Source organism: Mongoliibacter ruber (assembly GCF_003003005.1).
GTDB lineage: Bacteria > Bacteroidota > Bacteroidia > Cytophagales > Cyclobacteriaceae > Mongoliibacter > Mongoliibacter ruber.
In genome coordinates this window covers 202,214-225,784 of sequence record NZ_PVTR01000007.1, presented here as the reverse complement: position 1 = coordinate 225,784, position 23,571 = coordinate 202,214, and the positions used below count along the sequence as shown (strand labels likewise).

General features: G+C 39.1%; 16 protein-coding genes. 14 read left to right on the top strand and 2 right to left on the bottom strand.

All coding sequences use genetic code 11. The annotated features are described in order from the left end of the window. The first annotated feature begins 168 nt into the window (after window positions 1-168). The 9 genes from CLW00_RS13160 to CLW00_RS13120 all read left to right on the top strand — a co-directional run bounded on the left by CLW00_RS13160 (window position 169) and on the right by CLW00_RS13120 (window position 16,016). Entirely contained in the window at window positions 169-1,491 is a 1,323-nt protein-coding gene (locus tag CLW00_RS13160) for a DEAD/DEAH box helicase (RefSeq protein ID WP_106134146.1), read from the top strand. A gap of 485 nt (window positions 1,492-1,976) precedes the next feature. Further along, the gene (locus CLW00_RS13155) at window positions 1,977-2,549 is read left to right on the top strand and encodes a peptidylprolyl isomerase (protein WP_106134145.1); all 573 of its coding nucleotides are present in this window, start codon (window positions 1,977-1,979) and stop codon (window positions 2,547-2,549) included. 64 nt (window positions 2,550-2,613) lie between these two features. After that, window positions 2,614-6,966 carry a PAS domain-containing protein gene (locus CLW00_RS13150; RefSeq protein WP_106134144.1) on the top strand — a complete coding sequence of 1,451 codons (4,353 nt, stop codon included), beginning with the start codon at window positions 2,614-2,616 and terminating at the stop codon, window positions 6,964-6,966. A 134-nt stretch (window positions 6,967-7,100) separates the two neighbouring features. Then, window positions 7,101-8,183, top strand: coding sequence for a Gfo/Idh/MocA family protein (locus CLW00_RS13145; protein WP_106134143.1), 1,083 nt, complete (start codon window positions 7,101-7,103; stop codon window positions 8,181-8,183). 159 nt (window positions 8,184-8,342) lie between these two features. Further along, window positions 8,343-12,014, top strand: a complete 3,672-nt coding sequence (locus CLW00_RS13140; RefSeq protein WP_106134142.1) for a PAS domain-containing sensor histidine kinase — start codon at window positions 8,343-8,345, stop codon at window positions 12,012-12,014. Window positions 12,015-12,029: 15 nt separating this feature from the next. Next, on the top strand, window positions 12,030-14,048 hold the full coding sequence (locus CLW00_RS13135; RefSeq protein ID WP_106134141.1) for an ATP-binding protein: 2,019 nt from the start codon (window positions 12,030-12,032) through the stop codon (window positions 14,046-14,048). Window positions 14,049-14,152: 104 nt separating this feature from the next. Continuing rightward, the gene (locus CLW00_RS13130) at window positions 14,153-14,599 is read left to right on the top strand and encodes a response regulator (protein WP_106134140.1); all 447 of its coding nucleotides are present in this window, start codon (window positions 14,153-14,155) and stop codon (window positions 14,597-14,599) included. Beyond that, entirely contained in the window at window positions 14,596-15,618 is a 1,023-nt protein-coding gene (locus tag CLW00_RS13125) for a response regulator (protein ID WP_106134139.1), read from the top strand. Before CLW00_RS13130 ends, CLW00_RS13125 begins: the two co-directional genes overlap by 4 nt. Then, complete coding sequence (locus CLW00_RS13120; protein WP_106134138.1) at window positions 15,615-16,016, top strand: response regulator; 402 nt, start codon at window positions 15,615-15,617, stop codon at window positions 16,014-16,016. The genes CLW00_RS13125 and CLW00_RS13120 overlap by 4 nt, the downstream gene beginning before the upstream one ends. 71 nt (window positions 16,017-16,087) lie before the next feature. On the opposite strand, the gene CLW00_RS13115 is transcribed toward CLW00_RS13120, so the two are convergent. Together CLW00_RS13115 and CLW00_RS13110 are read right to left on the bottom strand one after the other, a co-directional pair. Beyond that, on the bottom strand, window positions 16,088-16,867 hold the full coding sequence (locus tag CLW00_RS13115; RefSeq protein WP_106134137.1) for a hypothetical protein: 780 nt from the start codon (window positions 16,865-16,867) through the stop codon (window positions 16,088-16,090). Between the two features lie 75 nt (window positions 16,868-16,942). Next, a complete protein-coding gene (locus CLW00_RS13110; protein ID WP_106134136.1) occupies window positions 16,943-17,815 on the bottom strand; it encodes an AraC family transcriptional regulator in 873 nt (290 codons plus the stop codon). Between the two features lie 189 nt (window positions 17,816-18,004). Here CLW00_RS13110 and CLW00_RS13105 point away from each other — a divergent pair, with 189 nt between their 5' ends. The 5 genes from CLW00_RS13105 to fucP all read left to right on the top strand — a co-directional run bounded on the left by CLW00_RS13105 (window position 18,005) and on the right by fucP (window position 23,261). Further along, window positions 18,005-18,757, top strand: coding sequence for an SDR family NAD(P)-dependent oxidoreductase (locus CLW00_RS13105; RefSeq protein WP_106134135.1), 753 nt, complete (start codon window positions 18,005-18,007; stop codon window positions 18,755-18,757). Window positions 18,758-19,243: 486 nt separating this feature from the next. Further along, complete coding sequence (locus tag CLW00_RS13100) at window positions 19,244-20,095, top strand: fumarylacetoacetate hydrolase family protein (RefSeq protein ID WP_106134134.1); 852 nt, start codon at window positions 19,244-19,246, stop codon at window positions 20,093-20,095. Window positions 20,096-20,299: 204 nt separating this feature from the next. After that, window positions 20,300-21,127 (top strand): amidohydrolase family protein, encoded by an 828-nt coding sequence (locus tag CLW00_RS13095; RefSeq protein WP_106134133.1) that lies wholly within the window; start codon window positions 20,300-20,302, stop codon window positions 21,125-21,127. 8 nt (window positions 21,128-21,135) lie between these two features. Beyond that, entirely contained in the window at window positions 21,136-21,921 is a 786-nt protein-coding gene (locus tag CLW00_RS13090) for an L-fucose dehydrogenase (protein ID WP_106134132.1), read from the top strand. A gap of 26 nt (window positions 21,922-21,947) precedes the next feature. Further along, entirely contained in the window at window positions 21,948-23,261 is a 1,314-nt protein-coding gene (fucP, locus tag CLW00_RS13085) for an L-fucose:H+ symporter permease (RefSeq protein WP_106134131.1), read from the top strand. Window positions 23,262-23,571 lie beyond the last annotated feature (310 nt).

Genomic DNA, 23,571 nt, shown 5'->3' with positions numbered 1-23,571 from the left:
TAAAGGTACCTTTAGATGAGGCAGGGAACTAATTAATCATCAATATTTTAAGCATTTGGGAGACAAGGTTAGAAACCTTATTCAAGATACAGTTTAAGGTCTTGGAAAAAAGCCGAAAACTCTTCCAAGACTGAAACTAATGCTGCAAGATTGTTTTACCTTTACAAAATGACCGATAGCAAAAAAATCGAACAGGCAGTTTTAGACCAATTGGGTTTCGAATCCCTTAATGACATTCAACAAAAGACCATCTCCGTTTTTTCAAAAAAGAAAGACCTCCTTCTCTTGGCCCCAACAGGATCAGGAAAGACTTTGGCGTTTTTAATTCCCCTACTTCAACTTTTGGATTCCAATTTAAATGAAGTCCAAGCTTTGATAATAGCCCCTACCAGAGAACTGGCACTTCAGATTGAGAAGGTTTTCAAGTCGCTCAAAAGCCAGCATAAAGTCACCTGTTGCTATGGTGGACATGAAATGCGGGTAGAACGTAACTCCCTTCTATCCACCCCCTCACTTGTGATAGGCACTCCAGGCAGGCTTATTGACCACCTTTCAAAAGGGAACATAGACCTCTCGCATGCCAAGCTTGTAGTATTGGATGAATTTGACAAGTCCTTGGAATTGGGTTTTGAAGATCAGATAAGGGATATTTTCAGGTTTTTACCCAAATCACAAAGGCATATCCTTACATCTGCCACTCCTATGGATAGGCTTCCTGAATTTGTTCCACAAGAAAAAATCGAGGAATTGAATTTCATAGGAGAAACAGAAAAGAACCTGTTGAAGCAAAAAGTAGTCTATACAACAGTAAAAGAAAAATCAGATACCATCTTGAGTTTGGTTTCAGGATTCAAAGGTGATCCCTGCATTATTTTTTGCAATCATCGGGAATCTGTAGACAGGCTTAGCTTTTTCTTCAAAGATTACGAATTCGTACCAAGCACACTCCATGGTGGAATGGACCAAGCTGAAAGGGAAATCAACCTGATCAAATTCAGAATGGGCGCTTCCAATATATTGATTGCCACAGACCTTGCTTCCCGTGGATTGGATATCCCAGAGATCAAACATGTAGTACATTACCAACTCCCCAAACAAGAGGATGCCTACATCCACCGAAATGGTAGAACTGCCCGGATGAATGCTTCGGGAGTGAGTTATCTGATCTTGACCCAAGAAGAATACCTGCCAAGGTACATAGAAGAAAAACCGGAGGAAATCACACCCGAAGCCAATGCCTTTCTGCCAGTAATTCCAGAGTATGTGTGCTTATATATAAGTGCTGGAAAAGGAGATAAAATCAGCAAAGGGGATATAGTGGGCTATCTGACCAAAAAAGGAGATATCAAAGGAGATGCAATAGGTCAGATTCATATACAAGACAAAAGTTCCTATGTCGCCATCCGCAAAGACCTTGTCGATACCGTTCTCCAAAATGTAAGAAATGAAAAACTAAAAAAGACAAATGTGAAAATAGCTGTGGCGAGGTAAAAGGTAGTTTGTCAGAAAGATTGTATTTGATTTTTTATTAAGGATTTTTGAATAGGATATGAATATTAGTAAAAGCTTAATGTATTAGATTTTGGGTTGCATGCTTGATTAGACCTGCCAGGTTTTAAAAACCTGGCAGGTCTGTTATGAATACTCCTACTTTAATGTAAAAATCATTGGGAAGCAGTCAGTAAGGTGTACATATTTACAACCTCTCTACAAGTACATGGGGTATTGCTTCGCAAGTCGACCGAAGGGAGATTCATGAAATCCATTGAAAAATTAATAATCTACGTCAAAACATCTAAGAGGGCCCCGATGGATTTATCTGTCGGGGTCGTCTTTTTTTGACCCTATTTTACTTCACTTTTTGAACTTACATTATAGGCTATTCTTTACTACTATAAAATACCCTCTACAAGGTATTTTTACATTTTGACGCAGGCTGTCTGGTTTTTTTATATCTTCCCGTCTAAACCTAGACTATGAAAAAGATAGTATTTGTATTCACTTTATTATCAGTGGTTTGCCACCAAAACTTCGCCCAAGAAAAAATCCCAGTTGGATTGATTGAAACACCTTTGGGTGAAATTTTTATCAAACTACACGATGAGACGCCTCGTCACAAAGCAAGTTTTATACAGTTGGCTCAAGATGGCTATTGGGACTCTTTGACATTCAATCGGGTCATACCAGATTTTGTCGCTCAAGGAGGCTGTCCTGATACTCCAGAAGGTTTTAGCGATCCCGAGTACTTGCTCGAACCTGAATTTGACCCACAGTTGACACATATATATGGTGCTGTAGGAGCAGGAAGAGATGATAATCCAGGCAAACTTTCTGCAAGATGTCAGTATTACATTGTCCAAAATAAAGATGGTTTGCACAGACTTGACGGAGACTACACAGTCTTTGGTCAGGTCATCAAGGGCATGGAAATTGTAAATAAAATAGTAGCCGTCCCAAGGGACAATAATAATAAGCCAGAAAGACCTATAACATTAAAAATGAGTATAATCCACCTTTCAAAAAGTGAAATCAACGCTTTGATGGATTAATATCAAACAATAAGTCCTGACAGTTTGGTTAGATTTGGCTATATTAAAAGCTCTGCCCTAGAAGATGAATAAACCCGTACAACCACAACATGAGGATTTAAGGATTTCTCAACTTTACTCCTATCATATTTTGGATACGGAGGAGGAGGAAGAATTTGACTTTATCACAGATATGGCGGCCAAAATCTGTGATACCAAATATGCCACTGTCACTTTGGTAGATAGGGAACGACAGTGGTTCAAATCCAGACATGGAATAGAAGCGACTGAAACCCCTGTGAGTTTGTCGATCTGTGCCACAGCCATCAAAACCAGCCATGATTTTTTTGAAGTTCCAAATATAAAAATTGACCCCAGGTTTCGGGATATCCCTCCTGTGTTAGGAGATCCTGATATTGTATTTTATGCTTCCTATCCATTGATTACAGAGGATGGCTATGCTTTGGGAGCGCTTTGCGTAGCCGATGACAAAGAAAAATCCCTGACACAAGAACAAAGAAAAGGACTAAAGTCTTTAAGTGCTCAGGCGATGAGATTGCTTGAATTGAGGAAGAGAAATTTCGAACTCAAACAAAATCAGACCTACTACCATACCTTGATTGAGAATACCCATGGATCTCCATATAGGTCTCTCGATGATGAAAACCAAACTTTTGTATTTCTCACCAAAGGTTTTGAAATCATTACAGGTCATCCTGTTGCTGATTTTCTAAACAATCCCCAAAAATCCTTCAAGGACATCATCCACCATGAAGACCTAAAAAGAGTAATGGCTGTAAAAGCCGAAGCTATAAGGGAAAATAAAACATGGGAATTGCAATATAGGATCAATCATAGTTCTGGCTTTCTCAAATGGATCGATGAAAGGGGAAAAACCTTCTATGATGAATTGACTAACAAGATCTATATAGATGGAATTATTTTGGACATCAGTTTCCGCAAAAATGAGGAAGCCCTTTTTAAAAACATCTTTGACAACAGTCAGGGACTTATCTGTATTCATGATTTCGAAGGCAAAATCATCAAGATCAATGTAGCCGCTGCCGAATCTTTGGGATACGAGCTTGATCAGGTGATCGGGAAAAACCTCAGGGAATTTCTCAACGAGTACGATTACCCAATGATTGAGCGCTATATGAGTGAAATCAAAAATGCAGGCAGGCATAAAGGCATACTCAGGCTCAAGTCCAAGAGTGGTACCAATAAATATTGGGCTTATGACAATTCTGTAGCAGAATTTGGGGGAATAAAAGACATGATAGTGACCAACTCTGTAGACATTACAGATAAGGTGCGTATGGAAAAAACCCTAAAAGCAACTGAGGAAAGGTTGCACCTGATCGCACAAACAATAGATGATGCTTATTATGTATACAATGTCAATCAAGGTAAGTACGAGTATTTCAGTCCAAACTCTGAAAAAGTAATAGGCGTAAACTTGGATTTTTTCTCCGGAGGCAAAAACTTCAACGATACATTTGTACACGAAGAAGACAAATTAAAATGTAAAGAAGCTGCCAAGAACCTTCTTAATGGCACCGCTTTCAATATTGAGTACAGGATAGTCTTGGATGGTCAGGTACGGTGGCTCAATGAAAAAGCCTTCCCTGTTGTTTCACAAAACTCCAAAGAAACAAGATATGCAGGTAGGGTAACGGATGTAACTCAAAGAAAAAATATACAATTTGAACTTGAAAACACCAAGGAGATTCTGGAACAAGCCAGTAAGACCGCGCGTGTAGGTGCTTGGGAAGTCGATTTGATTGAGAAAAAAATCCACTGGTCCGATATGATGAAAGAAATTCATGCTGTCCCTGAGGATTTTCAGCTTGAATTTGACAATAGCCTGAGTTTTTTCAAAAAAGGATTTAACAGGAATAAAGCTTCCGAAGCACTTGACCTATTGATCAAAAAACAAAAACAGACCGATCAGGAACTGCTCATAGTCGATGCCAATGGAAAGGAAAAATGGATAAGGCTAATCGGTAAGGCTGAATACAAAATGGGAAGCTGCATAAGGCTTTATGGTACCGTGCAGGATGTCAATGATATCAGAAAAAAGACTTCCGAACTGATCAAAACCAAGCAACAACTGGAGAGTATCCTGTCAGAATTGGAGGATGTGGTATGGGCATTCAAGCTGCCTACTTATAAAATGCTTTTCGTGACTCCTTCAGTTGAGAGATTTTTTGGAGTCAATTCTAATGAATGCATGCAAGATCCAGAATTTTGGACGCAATTTATTTATGAAGAAGACCGCTACATCATTGAAGAAATAGGACTTGAACTTGAGGAAAATAACGGATACGAAAAAGAACACCGCATAGTCACTAAAGATGGAAGCATCAGGTGGGTGTGTCATATCGGTAAAGTAATTTTTGATTCTAATGATACCCCAATACGTCTCGATATCAAAATGTCAGATGTTACCAAGGACAAGGAGTTTGAAAAACAATTGATTGCAGAAACCAACCGGGCCAATGCCGCTAGCAAGTCCAAATCTGATTTTCTGGCCAATATGAGCCATGAAATCAGAACCCCGCTCAATGGAGTGATTGGTTTCACAGATTTACTCTTGAAGTCGGACCTTTCACACCTGCAGCAACAATATGCTGACAATGCCAATACCGCAGGTAAATCTCTACTCAACCTGATCAATGATATCCTAGATTTTTCCAAAATAGAGGCCGGTAAACTGGATTTGGAAATGGTGGAATCAGATCTACATGAGATTTTATATGAAACCTTGGACATCATCAAATATCCCGCGGGTCAAAAAAATCTGGAGATCATTCTGGATATACCTCCTACTCTGCCAAACCAATTCCTGATTGACCCATTGAGGTTGAAACAAATCCTGATCAACTTACTCAACAATGCCATCAAGTTTACTGAAAAGGGCAATGTTACCTTACAGGTAGTCCCTGAGTTTACGGTTGAAAATAATTGTAAACTGCATTTCTCGGTAATAGATACCGGGATAGGAATATCCGAGGAGCAACAAAAGAAACTTTTCAAAGCCTTTTCCCAAGCTGACAACTCTACAACAAGAAAATTTGGAGGAACAGGCCTGGGATTGACCATATCCAACCTGCTTGCAGAGAAAATGGGTAGCCATATCAACGTGAAAAGTGAAGAAGGAAAAGGTTCCACCTTTTATTTTACAGTAAATACTGAAGTCATTGTGACACAAAGCAGAAATGAGCTTGCAAATAAAGCTGTAAAAAGAGTCCTATTCGTTGACGATAATGCTGAGGTACGATCCATTACCAAAAAGCATTTGGAATCTTGGGGTTTGGAGTGTTACACTGCAGGCAATGGATTTGAAGCTTTCAAGCATTTGACTGGGAACCTGGATTTTGATTTGGCACTTATAGACTACCACATGCCGTATGTGGATGGAATTCAGGTGATCAGTCAGATTAGAAAGGAATTGAAGTTAGATGCCTCAATGCTTCCTATATTTATCATGAGCTATTATTCTGATGGAGAGAAGCTTAAAACTCCAATGATTAAACTCAAAATCAACCAAAACATCAGCAAACCACTGAATTATGCTGATCTTTTTGATGAAATAGAAAACCTAAACCAAGATGTAGCTCAAAACCAACAGCCTCAGCCACTACAGGAACAAAAGTTAAGTGGTGAGTTCACCGTTTTGGTAGCAGAGGACATTAGCATGAACATGCTATTGCTCAAAACATTACTTGGAAACATCTTGCATAAGGTCAGAGTAATCGAATGTGGTAACGGTCAAATAGCAGTGGAAAAATATCTTGCGCATGATGTGGATCTGATTTTCATGGATGTACATATGCCAGAAATGGATGGATTAAACGCTACTCAAAACATCCGGAAAATAGAAGCAAAAACAGGAAAGCATGTTCCTATAGTAGCCCTGACGGCAGGTGCCTTAAAGGAAGATCAGCAGAAGTGCTTTGAGGCAGGTATGGATGATTTTCTGACAAAACCAATTCACCCGGCATCTCTAAAATCTGTATTGGAAAAACACCTAGAGTTAAAGGATTCGGGAGATCATGCGATTGACCAAGAAAGCAACTCAGAGCGCAAACTGAGTTTCAACAAAGTCAAATTGATGCAGCTTATTGATAATTATCAGCCTTTGCTTAAGGAACTGTTGATTACCTCCAGAGATCTCATCAAAAAAATTGAAGCCATAAAATCTATGCTCACCAATCTAGACAGAGAAGGTGTAAAAGCTAACGCTCACTACATCAGAGGTGCTTCACAATCCATGGCCTTTGATGTGCTTGCCGAATTATCAGAAGCCATGGAGATGTCAGCTTTGAAGGCCAAAGAAGAAACACTTGTGGAAATATTTGGTAAATTGGAATCAGAGTGGTCCCGTCTAGACAAAATCATCCTGGAAGAGATTACCAACATAGCCGATGAATAAACATGAACTAGAGCCTGCATGGCCTGTTCGTGTCACGGTGGGATTGTTATCATTGTGACCTGCCTCTGGAAGGCAGGGATTCCATAGCCTGCCCGGACTAATCGGGGTACCCGCTGAAAAACAATTATAAACTCATGAAAAAAGCTAACAAGACGATAAGAATACTAGTAGTAGGATGCGGAAATATGGGAGCCTCCCATGCTACGGCCTATCATCAAATGAACGAGTTTGAAATCTGTGGGCTTGTGGCAAGAGGAGAAAGCAAGGAAAAGCTCAATAAGAAATTGAATGCCAACTATCCCCTATTCAATGATTATGGTGAAGCTTTAAACAAAACCAACCCTGACGCTGTCTGTATCTCAACCTACCCTGACACCCACGAAACTTTCGCCCTTATGGCCCTGAATGCAGGTTGCCATGTTTTCATAGAAAAGCCATTGGCAGACACCATTGCCGGTTCTGAAAAAATAGTAAATGCAGCACAGGCGGCAAGCAAAAAAGTAGTGGTGGGTTATATTTTGAGACACCATCCATCTTGGATCAGATTCATCGAAGAGGCGCAAAAGCTCGGCAAACCTTTGGTCATGCGGATGAATCTCAATCAACAAAGCAAGGGCTATATGTGGGATGTTCACAGAAACCTGATGAAAAGCCTTAGCCCAATAGTGGATTGTGGCGTGCATTACATAGATGTGATGTGTCAGATGACCCGGTCTAAGCCACTCTCCGTCTCTGCCATAGGTGCTCGTCTCACCGATGATATTGGCACAGACAATTACAACTATGGACAGCTTCAAATCAGGTTTGAAGATGGTTCTGTGGGATGGTATGAGGCAGGTTGGGGTCCCATGATCAGTGACAATGCGTTTTTTATCAAGGATGTTTTTGGGCCAAAAGGGGCAGTTTCCATTGTCGCCAAAAATGCTAGTGAATCCGGTAAATCAGATGATGTGGACTCCCATACCAAAACGGAGAGCATCAAGATCCACTTCGCAGATATAGACGCTGAAAATATGTTTGTCAAAAAGGACCAATGGATAGACCTGACTGATGAGCCTGATCACCAAGAGCTTTGCAACAGAGAGCAAAAGTACTTTTTGCAAACCATACAGGATGATTTGGACCTTACGGATCATTTAGATGATGCGGTCAATAGTCTCAGGATTGCTTTCGCATGTGATGAATCTGTGAAAACAGGTGATTTGGTTAAATTATAAATTGTCCAAATCTAATTTCATAATTGGAAAAACATCAAGAATTACACTTAGTAACTTATTTTATACTTTATATTGGCAATGTTAGTACATAATACCTATTTTGAAAGTGTTTACTATTTATTGTAAGCCATAGCCTGATTATCAAGCCCACTTTATTACATGCTTTCTGAGGATTCTAAATACAGAGCCATTTTTGAGGTAACGCCGATACCTATTTGGGAGGAAGACTTTTCTGATGTGAAAACTTACCTCGAGGAAATCAAACTTTTAGGGAAACCTGAAATTACTGTTTTGAACCGCCTCAAAGAAAATCCTGAAATTATTGATGAATGCAGTAAAAGGATCAAAATCGTAGATTTTAATGAAGCTTGCCTCAAACTTCATGCAGCATCTGACAAAGAAGAACTTCTTGCCAACTTCCACAAACTCTTTTTACCGGAAACCAACGAAGCCTTGGTGCAGGAAATACTTTGTGTGACACAAGGCAGAAGTAGCTTGGAGATAGAATCAAAAATGAAAAGTCTTGATGGTACAGAAAAGCACATCTTTCTCCGCTGGAAAGTTGTACCAGGGTATGAGGACAGCTTCGAGGAAGTATTGGTCACCACCGAAGATATTACTGCATCTAAGCGAAATTTTCAAAAACAGATAGAAATAGAGAATAAACTAACTGAAGCCCAAAAAATCGCTAAAGTGGGCTATTTTGAGTTCATACCAGAGACCAGTGAGTTGTTCTGGTCCAAAGAAGTGTATCGAATATGGGAAGTGGATCAGGAGTCTTTTGTCCTGGACCCTGTCAGTTTGCAAAAGACCATACACCTAGATGACAAGGCCTATTTTGATAAAATTTTTTCCAAAGCCATCATAGGCAAAATACAAGCTGATTTCAAATACAGAATCATAACCGGTGATGACAACACCAAGTGGGTACATGAAAGGGCCTCTTTACAATTTGACCCCATTTCAAAAAAAGACAAGTATACAGGCACTATCCAAGATATCACGGAAGAAGAAATCTTAAAGCAAGGAATGAAAGAATTGCTGAAAAGATACCATTTGGTCAGCAAGGCAACCTCAGAAATTATATATGATTGGGATGTAAGCAAAAATTCTATTTTTTGGGGTGATGGAATGCGATCTCAGTTTGGATATAGTTTTTCGAGCAGTAATGCCGGAATGGGTGACTTTGGTGGTTTTTTACACCCTGATGATATGGCAAGAGTTGAAAAAAGCCTAATAGCATACTTCAACAGTAAAGATGAGTACTGGGAGGATGAATACAGGTTTTTGAAAGCTGATGGTACATACGCAAATGTTACAGATAAGGGCTTTGGTATCAGAAACGAAGAAGGCGAAATAGTGCGGATGGTAGGCTCTTTACAAAACATAACAGATTTAAAAGTAGCCAATGAAAAGCTGCGTTCAAGAAATAATTTTATACAGACTACTGTAGAGAATCTTCCAATCGGTATTGCGGTCAATGACATCAACACCGGAAAGGTCACGCTGATGAACAGGAAATTTGCAGAGATCTATGGTTGGCCTAGAGAGGAACTGTTGGATATCCCATCCTTTTTTGAAAAAGTCTATCCAAATCCAACATACAGGCAAGAAATACGGGAAATGATAGAAGCTGACATTTCAAGCAAAAATCCGGACAGGATGAACTGGAATGGCATCAATGTATTCACGAAGGAAGGTAAAACAAAAATCATTTCGGCCAAAAATATCCCCTTGTTTGAACAGGGTCTCATGATTTCCACGGTAATAGATGAAACGGAAAGGTTCCGGGCTAAAAAAGATCTGGAAAAAAGCAATGAAAGATTCCTGTATGCCACCAAAGCTGTCTCAGATGCCATTTGGGATTGGGATATGGAATCAGAAACCATCTTTTGGGGTGATGGATACAAGACACTATTTGGCTATCCATTAGAAACCAACTATGTCACGCAAGATACATGGGAACATGCCATACATCCAGAAGACAGGGAAGAAATCATAAAAAGTCTACAAAGCGCTAAAGATAACTTAAATGAAGACAAGTGGGAAGCGGAATATAGATTTAGAAAGTATTGTGGTCAGTACGCTCATGTCAAAGAGAAAACAATCATCCTGAGAGATCCAAATGGTAAACCTACCAGAATGGTAGGGGCACTTCAGGATATTTCAGAGCAGAAAAAATCTGAAGAAAGAATCGCTCAGGAAAGGAATCTTCTCAGAACGCTCATAGACAACATCCCTGATTACATCTATGTAAAAGATCCCTCCTTCCGCCATATCATCAACAACAAAGCCAACGTCAGGCTTATGGGCAGAGAGACAGAAGCCGAAACTCTCGGAAAAACAACACATGAGCTTTACCCAAATGAATTGGCTGAGGGTTTTCATAAAGATGATGAGACGGTGATGAAAGATTTGATACCTGTCATCAATAAAGAAGAACCCATTATTGACTACCTAGGTCAAAAAAAGATATTAAGTACATCCAAGCTCCCACTTTTGGATTATGAAGGAAAGGTGCTTGGTTTGGTGGGGATTTCCAGAGACATTACTGAAAACAAAAAATTTGAAAGTTCATTAATCTATAAGACCAGGCTATTGGAAACAATCGCCACGGTAGTCAACCTCTTGCTTTTTAATCAAGACTGGGAAAAAGTATTAAAGGAATGTTTGGAACTGGTCGGAAAAGCCGTAAATGCTGATAGGGTTTATTTTTTTAAAAATTTCACTGAAAAGGAAACAGGGAAGTTGTACACAAAGCAAATCCTGGAGTGGAATGATCCAAATGTAAGTTCAGAGCTTGAAAATCCTAATTATCAAAGGATAGCTTTGGATAATTTCCCGAGTTTTTTGGCAAAAATGCATGAAAAAGAACCATTTATCGCGCATACAAAAGAATCAGAAGGAAACTTGTTTCAAATATTAGAAGAACAACAAATCAAATCAATCATTCAGCTTCCCATTTATTACAACAATGAATTTTACGGGTATATTGGATTTGATGAATGTAAACAAGAACGCTTTTGGACAGATGAAGAGATCTCATTTTTGAAAACACTTATCTCTAATCTAGAAGTGGCTATAGAAAGGAAAGAAAACCTTGACTCCTTAAAATCACTGAACATAGAACTTCAGAAAAGCAATCAGGAGCTTGGCATGTCCAATAAAGAGCTGGAACAGTTTGCTTATGTGGCTTCCCATGACCTTCAGGAACCCCTTCGGATGATTACAAGTTTTTTGACATTGATAGATAAAAAATATGGTCCCGAACTCGGCGATAAGGGCAGGCAATATATTCACTTTGCAGTGGATGGTTCCTTAAGGATGAAAAATATCATATTGGATCTTTTGGAGTATTCCAGGGTGGGGAGGATCCATATTCCCTCCGAACAAGTGGACATAAACCTTCTTTTGGAAGAAATAAACTCTCTTCTCCAAGCCAATATCGAAGAAAACAATGCTGAAATAAAATGGGTAAGTTTGCCAACCATCAGAGCTCAAAAAGGTTATATCAGACAGGTATTTCAAAATATTATTTCTAATGCACTAAAGTATAGAAAAGAAGATACAGACCCTGTGATCGCTATCAAAGCTTATGATGAAGGAAACCATTGGCATTTTGAAATCAGCGACAATGGATTGGGGATACCAGAAGAGTATCATAAGAAAATATTCGTTATCTTTCAACGTCTACATGGCAAGGAGAAATATTCAGGTACAGGTATCGGACTTGCCATTTGTAAAAAAATAATCGAAAATATCGGAGGTAAAATCTGGGTAGATTCAGTAATAGACATAGGCAGCACCTTCCACTTCACCTTGCCTAAGTAATATTAAAGCTCCTATATGAAAAAATCAATATTTAAAATTTTTTATCAGAGCCCCATTTTAACAGGGATAGTTGCATTTTTACTTGCGCTGTTTCTTACGCAGTTTTTAACCTATAAAGAAGTGGCTCTCTATCTTTCTGATGAAGAGCAACTCACCAAAGAACAGGCCAATCTAATAGAAAAAAGAATTGCAAACGGCTTGAGTTCAGCGATATCGGCAGCTCACACATTAGAGTTTATCGAAAGAAGGTATGGGCCAATTGACAACTTTGAAGAGATAGGTAGAGATATTATCCAGAACAATCCAAATATTGACGTCATCGAATTACTGAAAGGGGGAGAAATCATTGAAGTGTATCCATTGGAAGGCAATCGTTTGGCCATAGGATATGACATTCTTGAAGACCCCTCTAGAAGCGCTGAGGCTATCAGGGCTAGAGACAATAGAGAGGTTTTCTTTGCAGGGCCTTTTGAACTCAAACAAGGAGGAATGGGAATTATTGGCAGGCTTCCTATATTCAAAAATGATGAATTCTGGGGTTTTTCTGCAGTCATTATTTATTTGGAGACTTTTCAGGATATTATTGGAATTGATGAAGAGGCAAATGATCAATTTTACATTCAACTTGTCAAAAATAACCCTGAATCTGGGGAGGAAGAGTATTTTCTACCTGTAAATGATGATGCTACCTATACAGGTCATATAGAATCTGAATTCATTGACTGGGGAAACTGGACATTGACAGTTCAGCTTAAAAAATCAGAAGCCTGGGAAAATGTGTATTTGGCCTTAGCATTAAGGTTTCTACTCTCGGTGATACTTGGCTTGACAGCTTGGTATCTGGCGACAATTCCAGCTATGTTGGAAAAGAAAGTAAATAGCCAATCCAGAAGGTTATCCATAAGTAATGAGCGGTTTAAATATGCCACCATGGCTACTTCTGATGCCATTTGGGATTGGGATATCAAAGAAGATAAGGTATACCGCTCCAAAAACTTCGAAAATCTCTTTGGATACAAGAGGTCAGAGATGAATAACAACAATGATTTTTGGGATAAACATATACATCCCGATGATTTGGTTCAAGTAAACAAAAATCTTAAAAATGCTTTTGAATCAAAGTCAGAATATTGGGAGCAGGAGTTTAGGTTTCTCAAGCGAGATGGCACCTATGCCCATGTAGTGGACAAAGGAATCATCATTCGGGACAAAGAAGACCAACCAGTAAGGGTCATCGGAGCCACTCAGGATATTTCTAAAATCAAAGCTTCAGAATCTGAAATGCTTTCCCTTAGTGAGCAATTGAAAAATAGGGCTAGGGAACTGGAACTATCAAATGAGGAGCTGGAAAAATTTGCTTATACCGTCTCTCATGACTTGCAGGAACCACTTCGAATGATCAGCAGTTTCCTCAAGCTACTTGAGAAAAAATACGGTGAAAACTTGGATGATAAGGGCAAACAATACATTCAATTTGCAAGTGAAGGTGCAATCAGAATGAGACAGATCATTCTGGATCTTTTGGAATACAGCATGGCTGGAAATGTAGGAAGCCGAGAGAAAGTATGCATTCATGAGGTTTTGGATGATGTAAAGCTACTCCATAGAAATGTCATTCAAGATAAGAATGCAACATTAACTTATGAGAAACTCCCCTTAATCGTTGCTTCAAAAGCACCTATGAGGCAGCTGTTCTTAAACATCATAGACAATGCCCTCAAGTACAGTAAGCCAAATGAAAAACCTGAAATCAAGATTGAAGTAAAAGAAAGTCCTGAATACTGGCACTTTCAAATCTCTGATAATGGAATAGGAATAGAACCACAATACCATCATCAGGTCTTCAATATCTTTCAAAGATTGCATACCAAAGAAGTATTTCAAGGAACAGGGGTGGGACTTGCCATCTGCAAAAAAATCATAGAAACGCATGGCGGAAAAATATGGGTAGAATCCTTACCTGATTTGGGTACAAGTATTTTCTTTACTTTGAAAAAATTTGAATTCGTGGAAACACCAACCACTCAAACGTAGAAGTAAGGTGACCTGTTTTATTTAAAATTTCGATTTTATTTATGTATATTTTGATTTATCATTGCGAATCACCCCGTTGTTTTTGACTTTTAATCGACACTATTATGAAAAAAGAAAAAATTAAAATTCTTCTCGTCGAAGACAATGAGGGTGATATAGTCCTGACGCAGGAAGCGTTTGATATGGCCAATATTCAAAGTGATATAGCTGTAGTGCGTGACGGAGAGCAGGCCATTAAGTATTTGACAAAGCTTGATGAACACGAAGGGTCACCCGATCCAGACTTAGTACTGTTGGATATCAATATTCCCCGCAAAAACGGTCATGAGGTATTAAAGTTTATCAAACATAGTGAGACCTTGAAGCATGTTCCTGTGATCATGTTGACAACCTCTTCCTCAGAAAAAGATATCAACACCGCCTATGAAAACCATGCGAGTTGCTATATCATCAAGCCAGTAGAAGTAGACGCTTTCCTCAAGGTCATTGTAGAAATTGAGAATTTTTGGAGCAACGTAGTAGAATTGCCCAGAAATAAATTTGTGATATGATAAAAGACAATCAAACTTATACCATCCTGATTATCGAAGACAATCCGGGAGATAAGCTTCTTGTAGAGACTTACTTGGAGGAATCTGTTCTAGTACCCCGAATCACCGGAGTGGAGAGTTTTAGAGAAGCGTCAAAATTATTGGTTGACAATTCAAAGTTTGATATCATTCTTCTAGACCTTTCTCTTCCTGATATGGGAGGAGAGGACCTGATCAAAGCAGTGATGAGCCTCGCAGCAAACATTCCTGTAATCGTGCTTACCGGCTATTCTGATGTTGAATTTAGCCGGAAATCGGTAAAGCTAGGGATTGCGGACTACCTTCTCAAAGATGACCTTACTTCAAGTATTTTATACAAAAGTATTATTTACAGTATCGAGCGAAGAAAAGTTATCAATGAACTTGAAGAATCTAGAAAACGATACAAAGAACTGTTTCAATTGAGCCCTATCCCAAATTGGGTATACGACCTCAATACTTGGAAGTTTCTCGATGTCAATCAGGCAGCAGTGACCAACTATGGATATGAATATGATGAATTTATGACCATGAGTGTTCATGATATCATTCCGAAAGAGGAATATTCCAAGCTCCAAGAAACCATGGAGACAATACAAAATAAAGGGGAAGATCTACCTAAGTTTTCTGGAGAATACAATCATATCAAAAAAAATGGAGACATTATTTTTGTAGAAACAAGTTCAAACTACCTTACATTCGATGGCAAACCCGCCAGAATGATGCTGGCCAATGATGTCACTTTTAAGAAAAAATATATAGATGCTATAGAGCATCAGAACACAAAACTAAAAGAAATCGCATGGATACAATCTCATGTGGTAAGAGCACCCTTAGCCAGACTTATGGGCTTGGTCAACTTACTTGCTGAGGATGAAACTACGGATGAGGAAAAACAATCCTATACCAAACTGATCATTGATTCCGCAAATGAATTGGATACTATAGTCAGAGACATCACTGAAAAAACCGAACAAATCAATATCAAAGAAATAGAATGAAACCCGAAATTATAATAGTAGACGACGAGGAAATTGTATTGATGCTGATTAAAAGACTGGTGGTCAGGGCTGGACTGCACAATGCACCTCATCTTTTTTCCAACGGAATGGATGCTATTGCTTTTCTCCATGATCAAAACAAAAATGACCAGGTATTTTTGGTATTCTTGGACATCAATATGCCAGGATTTGATGGTTGGGAATTTTTGGATTCGCTAGCAATATCTGATATTCGAAATCAAGTCAGTGTAGTGATCATCACATCCTCAGTAAATCAATCGGATAAAATCAAGGCTAAAAGTTATTCTCAAGTAATTGGCTATATAGAAAAGCCAGTCACGGAAGAAATGATGCAAAGTGTGACTAGAATTAACAAAGTAGCGGAATATTTTCAGTAAGAGTAGGAACCGAAATATTTTGAATGTGTCCCCACATTGATGCTTTCTATTAAGACATCTACCTCCGCGAATCAATTGGCATTTACAAACGATGGCCCTATTGCACTGGCAGGAGGAATTATATCGAATGGTTCTGATGAAGACTGTGCAACAGGTGGATTGCTGAACAATACCTTTTTCCAATTCATTACCAAATCTACATCCAGGATTTGAATTTTGACTATTGGTAGTGAAGACGAACTTCCTTCTTCATTTTTTCTGATGCTGATCACTTCAAATGCTACTAAGCCAAGATTTTCCCCTTTCAGGTTCCCTCTCATGGGAGAATAATTTATATTGATATCACTGTCATATACTACAGCTAGCACTTTCTTCCCCTCAAGCATTTTGAGACCTGTAGCCCTTAGTGGTGTCACCCCACTGATATCATCTAAAAGAACTTCCCGATCATCATCAATATTAGGTGAACCAAGGCCTGGACCCGGTGCTAGAAAATTCTCAGTTCCATTGTCTGTTGGGCCCGCATTGATCCAAGTATTCGGAATTGAAGTCAAGGCAAACCAAGCTTCATCACCCATCTGCCCACTATTCAATTCAATAGTTTTTCCTGCGTTGTTTTTAAAAAAAGAAAGTTGCTCTCTCAGGCCAACTCGAGCTTTATCATCATTGACATCAATTTCAGAAAAGTTGTTCAATCCATCTCCATTATCAATACCGTCTTCATCAATAAGCAAAACCACCAATTCGTTTTCGCTGCCATTCGCAAACTCGTCCTCATTGAGCTCTGACATACAGCTACCTAAAACGGTAAAAATCAAAAGGATATAAGCACTTAATCTATTACTTTTCATGGCTATACACTATTACTTGAAAAACAGGGAGTTGTCCCTTTTCAATTAATATGCCAAAAACGTAAAATGGAGTGCTTATTTTTTAACCTGATGTCTGAGGAGAAACTGACTAGGTGATAAGGACATCATATTTTTGAATTGCCTATTGAAGTTGGAAAGATTATTAAATCCTGATTCATAGCCTACTTCGGAGATATTTAGCCTTTCTTCCAATAGTAATTTACAGGCATAGCCAATCCTGATTTCATTCAGAAATTTAGAATAATTCTTTTTTGTATGCTTCTTGAAAAACCTACAGAATGCCGTTGGATTGAGGTTGGCAACGTCAGCCACTTCCTCAAGTGTAATGTTTTTCCTGAAGTTATTGAAAGTATAGGCATATACTTTATCAATTCTAAGATCTCCGGTCTTTTCTGCCGGATTAGAAAAACCTTTGGTACTTAACAATTGAAATTCTCCCTGTGTGGCAAGCTTATGTAGCAATTGCAATAGCGCAATCATCCGTTCGAATCCATCGCTTTGATGAATAGACAGCATGGCTTCCTTTGCCTCCTCAGCTGTTTCTTTATTAAAGACTATACCCTGGGCTGCCATTTCTATCAATTGTTGGATTTGATGCATCTCGGTCATTTCCAAAAACTCCTTACCGCCAAAATCCTTTCTGAAATGCAAGGTAATAGCCTCAGCTTTCAATTTTGAGTCTTTTTCGAAATACACAGGATCATTCTGCCACATATGCGGTAGCCCCTCCCCTATCAGTACAAGTTCCCCAGATTCAAAAGGTTTGATGCTGTCTCCTATAAACCTGGTACCTGTAGATGACAGGATATATACCAATTCCAGTTCAGAGTGATAATGCCAAATATTCAAAAAATGCGGGTAGGAATGTATCGCAGAATTAAATGACTTATCAAATGGATTTCTTCTTTCGAGTAACTTAGCCTTCATGCCTTAAATTTTACCCAAATATTTTTAAGAATGAATTATTAAGTGAAAATAATATGTAAAATGTGAAATTCATGGGTAGTGTCTGCTTTCTATATTAGTCATCTTGCATCCTCTCATTTTCCCTCTAGCGTAAAAGTCAATTGATAAACTTATCATTTCATTTTATATTGAAGCAAGCAATAGGCAATTATGAAAAAAATAGTCATTACAGGAGGAGCCAGCGGAATCGGCTTGGCCATTACACAACATTTTGCGAAAGAAGGTTATGAAGTTTTTTTCTTGGATTACAACCAAGAAAATGGTCTTAAAACAGAAGCTGAACTTCAGTCAGAAAATTTTAAAGTAAAATTTCACCATGTAGATATATCAGACTTCAAGCAAGTCCAAACAGTTTTTGACAGTATTCCTCAAGAAATAGATGTGCTGGTAAATAATGCAGGGATTTCTCATATAGGAAATCTTGAGAATACCCAAGAATCAGACTTTGATGCCTTATACAATGTCAATATCAAAGGTGTATTTTCCTGTGCCAAAGCGGCCCTGCCCAAACTGAAAGCCAATGGTGGTGGTAGCATTATCAACATGTGTTCAGTGGCAGCCACTATGGGACTACCCGACCGTTTTGCATATTCCATGACAAAGGGGGCGGTTCTGTCCATGACTTTATCCATTGCCAGAGACTTTGTGGAAGATAACATTCGCTGTAATTGTATTTCTCCAGGGAGGGTACACACACCATTTGTGGATGGTTTCCTTGCTAAAAATTACCCTGGACAAGAAAAAGAAATGTTTGAAAAACTCGCAGCCACCCAACCAATTGGCAGGATGGGCAAACCGGAAGAAATAGCAGCAATGGTTTACTACCTCGCTTCTGAGGAAGCAAGTTTTATCACAGGAAGCAACTTTCCGATAGATGGAGGATTTCTTGGATTGAAAGTTTGAGGAGAAAGGCAGGAAGGGGAAGAATGGATGAAGGTTAAGAAAGGATGAAGGATGAGGGAAGGAGAAAGATGATGAAATGCCATCGGCATGACAGATATAATAGCCCGGCAATTTATTGCCGGGTTTAAATATTAAGTGTGTGTTTTCAAAGTACCGTAGGATTTCCTACCGTAGGTATGGTACGAAGGAAATTAAAAACAACAAAAAAAAGTGTCAAGAAAAATCAGGACGTGACATGACAAGCAAGCACTGAAACAAAATATTTTAGTGACTCTCGAAGCCCGACCTGAATATAAAAAAACACAGCCTCCAGAGCTTAAAAGCTCAAATAAGATATGAAGTTGGGAAATCTGAGGCACCAATACGAAAAAATGTATCAATAGATTTAAATAGAAATACGATTGAAATATGATAGAAATAGAATCACAGTTCAATTTAAGCAATCATCAAATCAAACATACTTTCCAATCTAAAACCTAAAACCTTATGAAATTAATACGATTTGGAGAAATCGGATCCGAAAAACCAGGAATTGTTCATCAAGACAAATGGCTAGACTGCTCTACTTTCGGAGAGGACTGGTCTGAAGAATTCCTTGAAAATGAAGGTCTGGAAAGACTGGAATCTTGGTTGAAAAAAAACATAGACATACTCCCTGAAGTAGATAAATCAATCAGGCTTGCCACACCAATCAAAAGGCCTTCCAAAATAATCTGTGTAGGTCTCAACTATACATTGCATGCCAAAGAAAGTGGCATGTCTGTTCCGGAAGTACCCATACTTTTTATGAAAGCTACTTCATCCCTTTGTGGCCCAAATGACCCCATCATCATTCCGAGGAAATCTGAAAAAACAGACTGGGAAGTAGAGTTGGCCGTCATTATCGGTAAAAAAGCCACCTACGTCTCCAAAGAAGAAGCCATGGACTATGTTGCGGGCTATTGTCTTCACAATGATGTCAGCGAAAGGGATTTTCAACTGCATCAAGGCGGGCAATGGGTCAAAGGAAAAAGTGCTGACAACTTCGCCCCTCTAGGTCCTTACCTAGTCACCAAAGACGAAATCAAAGATCCACACAATCTGCGACTTTGGTTGAGTGTAAATGGGGAAATGCTTCAAGATAGTGTTACTTCTGATTTGGTTTTTGACATTCCTACCTTGGTCTCTTACATCAGTCAGTACATGAGCTTACTCCCTGGAGATATCATTTCCACCGGTACGCCTTCGGGTGTGGGGCTTGGTCTAAAACCACCTCGGTACTTGAAGTCAGGTGATGTCGTTGAACTTGGAATTGATGGACTGGGAACAGCCAAACAAGTAGCGCAAAATGCACAATAGCCAAATTTCACCTAAGAAAAATCTCATAAAATTGAGCCTGCCTATTATAGATAGGCCTGCCTATTATAGATAGGCCTGCCTATAATAGATAGGCCTGCCTATAGCAGGCAGGCATGACGAGAGCGACACGCAGTGAGATAGCACGTACTATCTGGTAAACTATACGAAAATTCCATATGGTCGCTCAAAGACAATTATAAACCTATGAAAATTGACTCCCACCAACATTTCTGGAAGTATGACCCAATCAATCACTCATGGATTGATGAGAAGATGTCCAAAATCAGAAGGGATTTTATGCCTGATGATCTTTTGCCTGAATTAAAAAAAAGAGAAATAAGCGGATGCATAGCCGTACAGGCAGATGAATCAATGGCAGAGACTGAATTCTTGCTTGAACTTTCGCATATCCATCCTTGGATCAAAGCAGTAGTGGGCTGGATTGACTTAGAGTCAAAATCATTGGAAGCTGAATTGGAAGTGTTTCAGGAACAATCAAATCTTGTAGGGTTTAGAAAAGTGTTGCAAAATCTTCCTCCAGAAGCCATTGAAAAACCTGAATTTGTAAATGGGATTTCTGCTTTAGGAAAATTCAATTACACCTACGACATTTTGATATTTCCCCATCACTTGGAAAAAGCGCTTGAATTGACCAAAAAATTCCCAAATCAAAAGTTTGTTATCGATCATTTGGCAAAGCCTGATATCAAATCTGCAGACTATGGTCCTTGGGCTAGGAATATCTCTGATTTCTCGGAATTGGATAATGTATCCTGTAAAGTTTCCGGAATGGTCACAGAAGCAAATTGGTCGAGGTGGAAGCCTTCCGATTTCCATCCATATCTGGAAAAAATCACAGAGACATTTGGAATCGATCGAATGATGTATGGATCAGATTGGCCAGTATGTTTGGTGGCGGCTGAATATGCAGAAGTGTACGACATCGCCGCCATATTTTTTAGCTCTTTTTCAGAAAATGAACAAGCTAAAATTTTCGGAGGCAATGCTTCTCAGTTTTATGGACTCAAATAAACACTGATATGGATTTAAAAATCAAGAACAAAGTATACCTTATTTCAGGTGGAGCAAAGGGTATCGGTGCAGCTATCAGCACAATACTTTCAGAAGAAGGAGCTATTCCCGTCATTATTGATCCCTCTGTAGAAGAAGGAAAAAAACTTCTCAACATAGTGTATGGAAATGAAGGAAAGGCTGCCCAGTTTCCAAGAAGACTGACCCAGGTTCAAGATGCCAAGGAGGCTGTAGCATTTGCATTAAATGAGTTTGGCAGAATAGATGGAGTAGTGAATAATGCGGGTGCCAATGATGGCATAGGATTAGAAAATGGTACTCCAGAAAAATTCAGGGCCTCTGTAGAAAAAAATCTTGCCCACTATTATGACTTGGTGCATTTTGCACTGCCTCAACTCAAAGTAAATAAAGGTGCCATCATCAATATCAGCAGCAAAACGGCACTTACAGGACAAGGAAATACAAGCGCATACACAGCTGCCAAAGGGGCGCAGTTATCTCTTACCCGAGAATGGGCTGTGGAGTTACTCCCATTTGGGATCAGGGTCAACGCAGTAATTCCAGCTGAGGTTATGACACCTTTGTACAGAAATTGGATAGATACATTTGACAACCCCGAGCAAAAATTGAGCGAGATTCAACAAAGAATTCCTCTGGAAAAAAGGATGACTACTGCAAGGGAGATTGCAGATACGGTGGTGTTTTTACTTTCCCCTAGATCTTCCCATACTACAGGGCAGTTGATATTTGTAGATGGAGGATATACCCACCTTGACCGGGCAATAGGTACTTAAAGATTATTCCCATAAAGCGTTTCTATATGAAATCAAACCCTCTTGTTCCCAAGCATCTTTTACTGCCATTCATCCTGATCACGTCCCTATTTGCACTTTGGGGATTTGCCAATGATATTACCAATCCTATGGTGGCGGCCTTCAAGCGTGTACTGGAATTGAATAATGTTCAAGCCTCTTGGGTTCAGATGGCATTTTATGGGGGCTATTTTACCATGGCCATACCTGCAGCACTTTTCATCAAAAAATACTCATACAAAACAGGCGTATTAATCGGACTTTCGCTCTATGCAGTAGGTGCCCTACTCTTTTATCCAGCTGCTGCATGGGAAAGTTATGGTTTTTTCCTTACCGCCCTGTACATACTCACTTTCGGCTTGGCATTTTTAGAAACAACAGCCAACCCTTATGTGCTATCAATGGGACCAGAAGAAACAGCCACCCAGAGATTAAATTTCGCTCAAGCATTCAATCCCATGGGTGCATTGGCTGGTTTATTTGTTGCAAAAGAATTTATCCTGAACACTTTACAATCCAACAATACAGATGCAGAAGGGAACTTGGTTTTTTCAGGATTAGATGAGAGCAGCAAAGCCATCATCAGAACCAATGACCTGATGGTCATACGAGATCCCTACGTGATGTTGGGCTTAGTCGTCATCGGTTTGGCTGTTGTCATAGCTCTAGTGAAGATGCCTGAAACCAAATCCAAGGATGCAACACTGGATTTTCTTCCATCAATGAAAAGACTTGCTTTTAATGCAAGATTTCGGGAAGGTGTCATCGCGCAGATGTTTTATGTCGGCGCACAGATAATGGTCTGGACATATATTTATCAATATGCAGAAGTGCTGGGAATAGACAATGCATCAGCTGTCAATTATGCCTATACAGCTTTAGGTCTATTTTTGGTGGGTAGGTGGATTTGTACCTATCTCATGCGCTTTCTCAACACCTCTAAGTTACTATTTGGTTTTTCCATCCTCGCCGGTATTTTGACGCTGGGTGCTATTTTTATATTTGGCATTATAGGCTTGTATTGTTTGGTGGGAATTTCATTTGCTATGTCTCTCATGTTTCCAACTATATATGGCATTTCTTTGGAAGGGCTTGGGGAAGATGCCAAATATGGCGCGGCATTTCTGGTGATGGCAATCGTAGGTGGCGCATTTATGCCGACACTTCAGGGAGTTATTCTTGATATTGGAGGACCTAACTATGATGATATCAGAATCTTAGGCGTCCCGGAAGTCAATTTTTCTTTTGTGCTTCCGTTATTCTGCTTCTTGGTAGTAGCAATCTTTGCCTTCCGACGGATTGTCACAACCGAACAAAAATAAGCATGATTAGAATCAAATTCACTTGAAACCCCTATACCAAAAGCGCTATTTCTTAGCTAATTAATTACAATAAAAATGCTAAACTCAATCGAGAATTATTGCAGTAAAAATTAAACCCCAGCAATCAATCATCTATTTAGAAAACATAATTTCATCTACACTTATTCACCTGTTAGGTCCATAAAAAAGGTGTATAAATTTAGAGTGGATAATTTTTGGAAATGCTGTTTAAAAGGTGTTACATTTCTTGCTTCAAACATCATAAATATTGTATTTAGGACTATATTGACGAGTCAATACAAAGCTGCCT

Bases quoted from the DNA above. Each gene is read 5' to 3' on its own strand.
- CLW00_RS13160 (WP_106134146.1), top strand. From the start codon at position 169: ATGACCGATAGCAAAAAAATCGAACAGGCAGTTTTAGACCAATTGGGT.
- CLW00_RS13155 (WP_106134145.1), top strand. From the start codon at position 1,977: ATGAAAAAGATAGTATTTGTATTCACTTTATTATCAGTGGTTTGCCAC.
- CLW00_RS13150 (WP_106134144.1), top strand. From the start codon at position 2,614: ATGAATAAACCCGTACAACCACAACATGAGGATTTAAGGATTTCTCAA.
- CLW00_RS13145 (WP_106134143.1), top strand. From the start codon at position 7,101: ATGAAAAAAGCTAACAAGACGATAAGAATACTAGTAGTAGGATGCGGA.
- CLW00_RS13140 (WP_106134142.1), top strand. From the start codon at position 8,343: ATGCTTTCTGAGGATTCTAAATACAGAGCCATTTTTGAGGTAACGCCG.
- CLW00_RS13135 (WP_106134141.1), top strand. From the start codon at position 12,030: ATGAAAAAATCAATATTTAAAATTTTTTATCAGAGCCCCATTTTAACA.
- CLW00_RS13130 (WP_106134140.1), top strand. From the start codon at position 14,153: ATGAAAAAAGAAAAAATTAAAATTCTTCTCGTCGAAGACAATGAGGGT.
- CLW00_RS13125 (WP_106134139.1), top strand. From the start codon at position 14,596: ATGATAAAAGACAATCAAACTTATACCATCCTGATTATCGAAGACAAT.
- CLW00_RS13120 (WP_106134138.1), top strand. From the start codon at position 15,615: ATGAAACCCGAAATTATAATAGTAGACGACGAGGAAATTGTATTGATG.
- CLW00_RS13115 (WP_106134137.1), bottom strand. From the start codon at position 16,867: ATGAAAAGTAATAGATTAAGTGCTTATATCCTTTTGATTTTTACCGTT.
- CLW00_RS13110 (WP_106134136.1), bottom strand. From the start codon at position 17,815: ATGAAGGCTAAGTTACTCGAAAGAAGAAATCCATTTGATAAGTCATTT.
- CLW00_RS13105 (WP_106134135.1), top strand. From the start codon at position 18,005: ATGAAAAAAATAGTCATTACAGGAGGAGCCAGCGGAATCGGCTTGGCC.
- CLW00_RS13100 (WP_106134134.1), top strand. From the start codon at position 19,244: ATGAAATTAATACGATTTGGAGAAATCGGATCCGAAAAACCAGGAATT.
- CLW00_RS13095 (WP_106134133.1), top strand. From the start codon at position 20,300: ATGAAAATTGACTCCCACCAACATTTCTGGAAGTATGACCCAATCAAT.
- CLW00_RS13090 (WP_106134132.1), top strand. From the start codon at position 21,136: ATGGATTTAAAAATCAAGAACAAAGTATACCTTATTTCAGGTGGAGCA.
- fucP (WP_106134131.1), top strand. From the start codon at position 21,948: ATGAAATCAAACCCTCTTGTTCCCAAGCATCTTTTACTGCCATTCATC.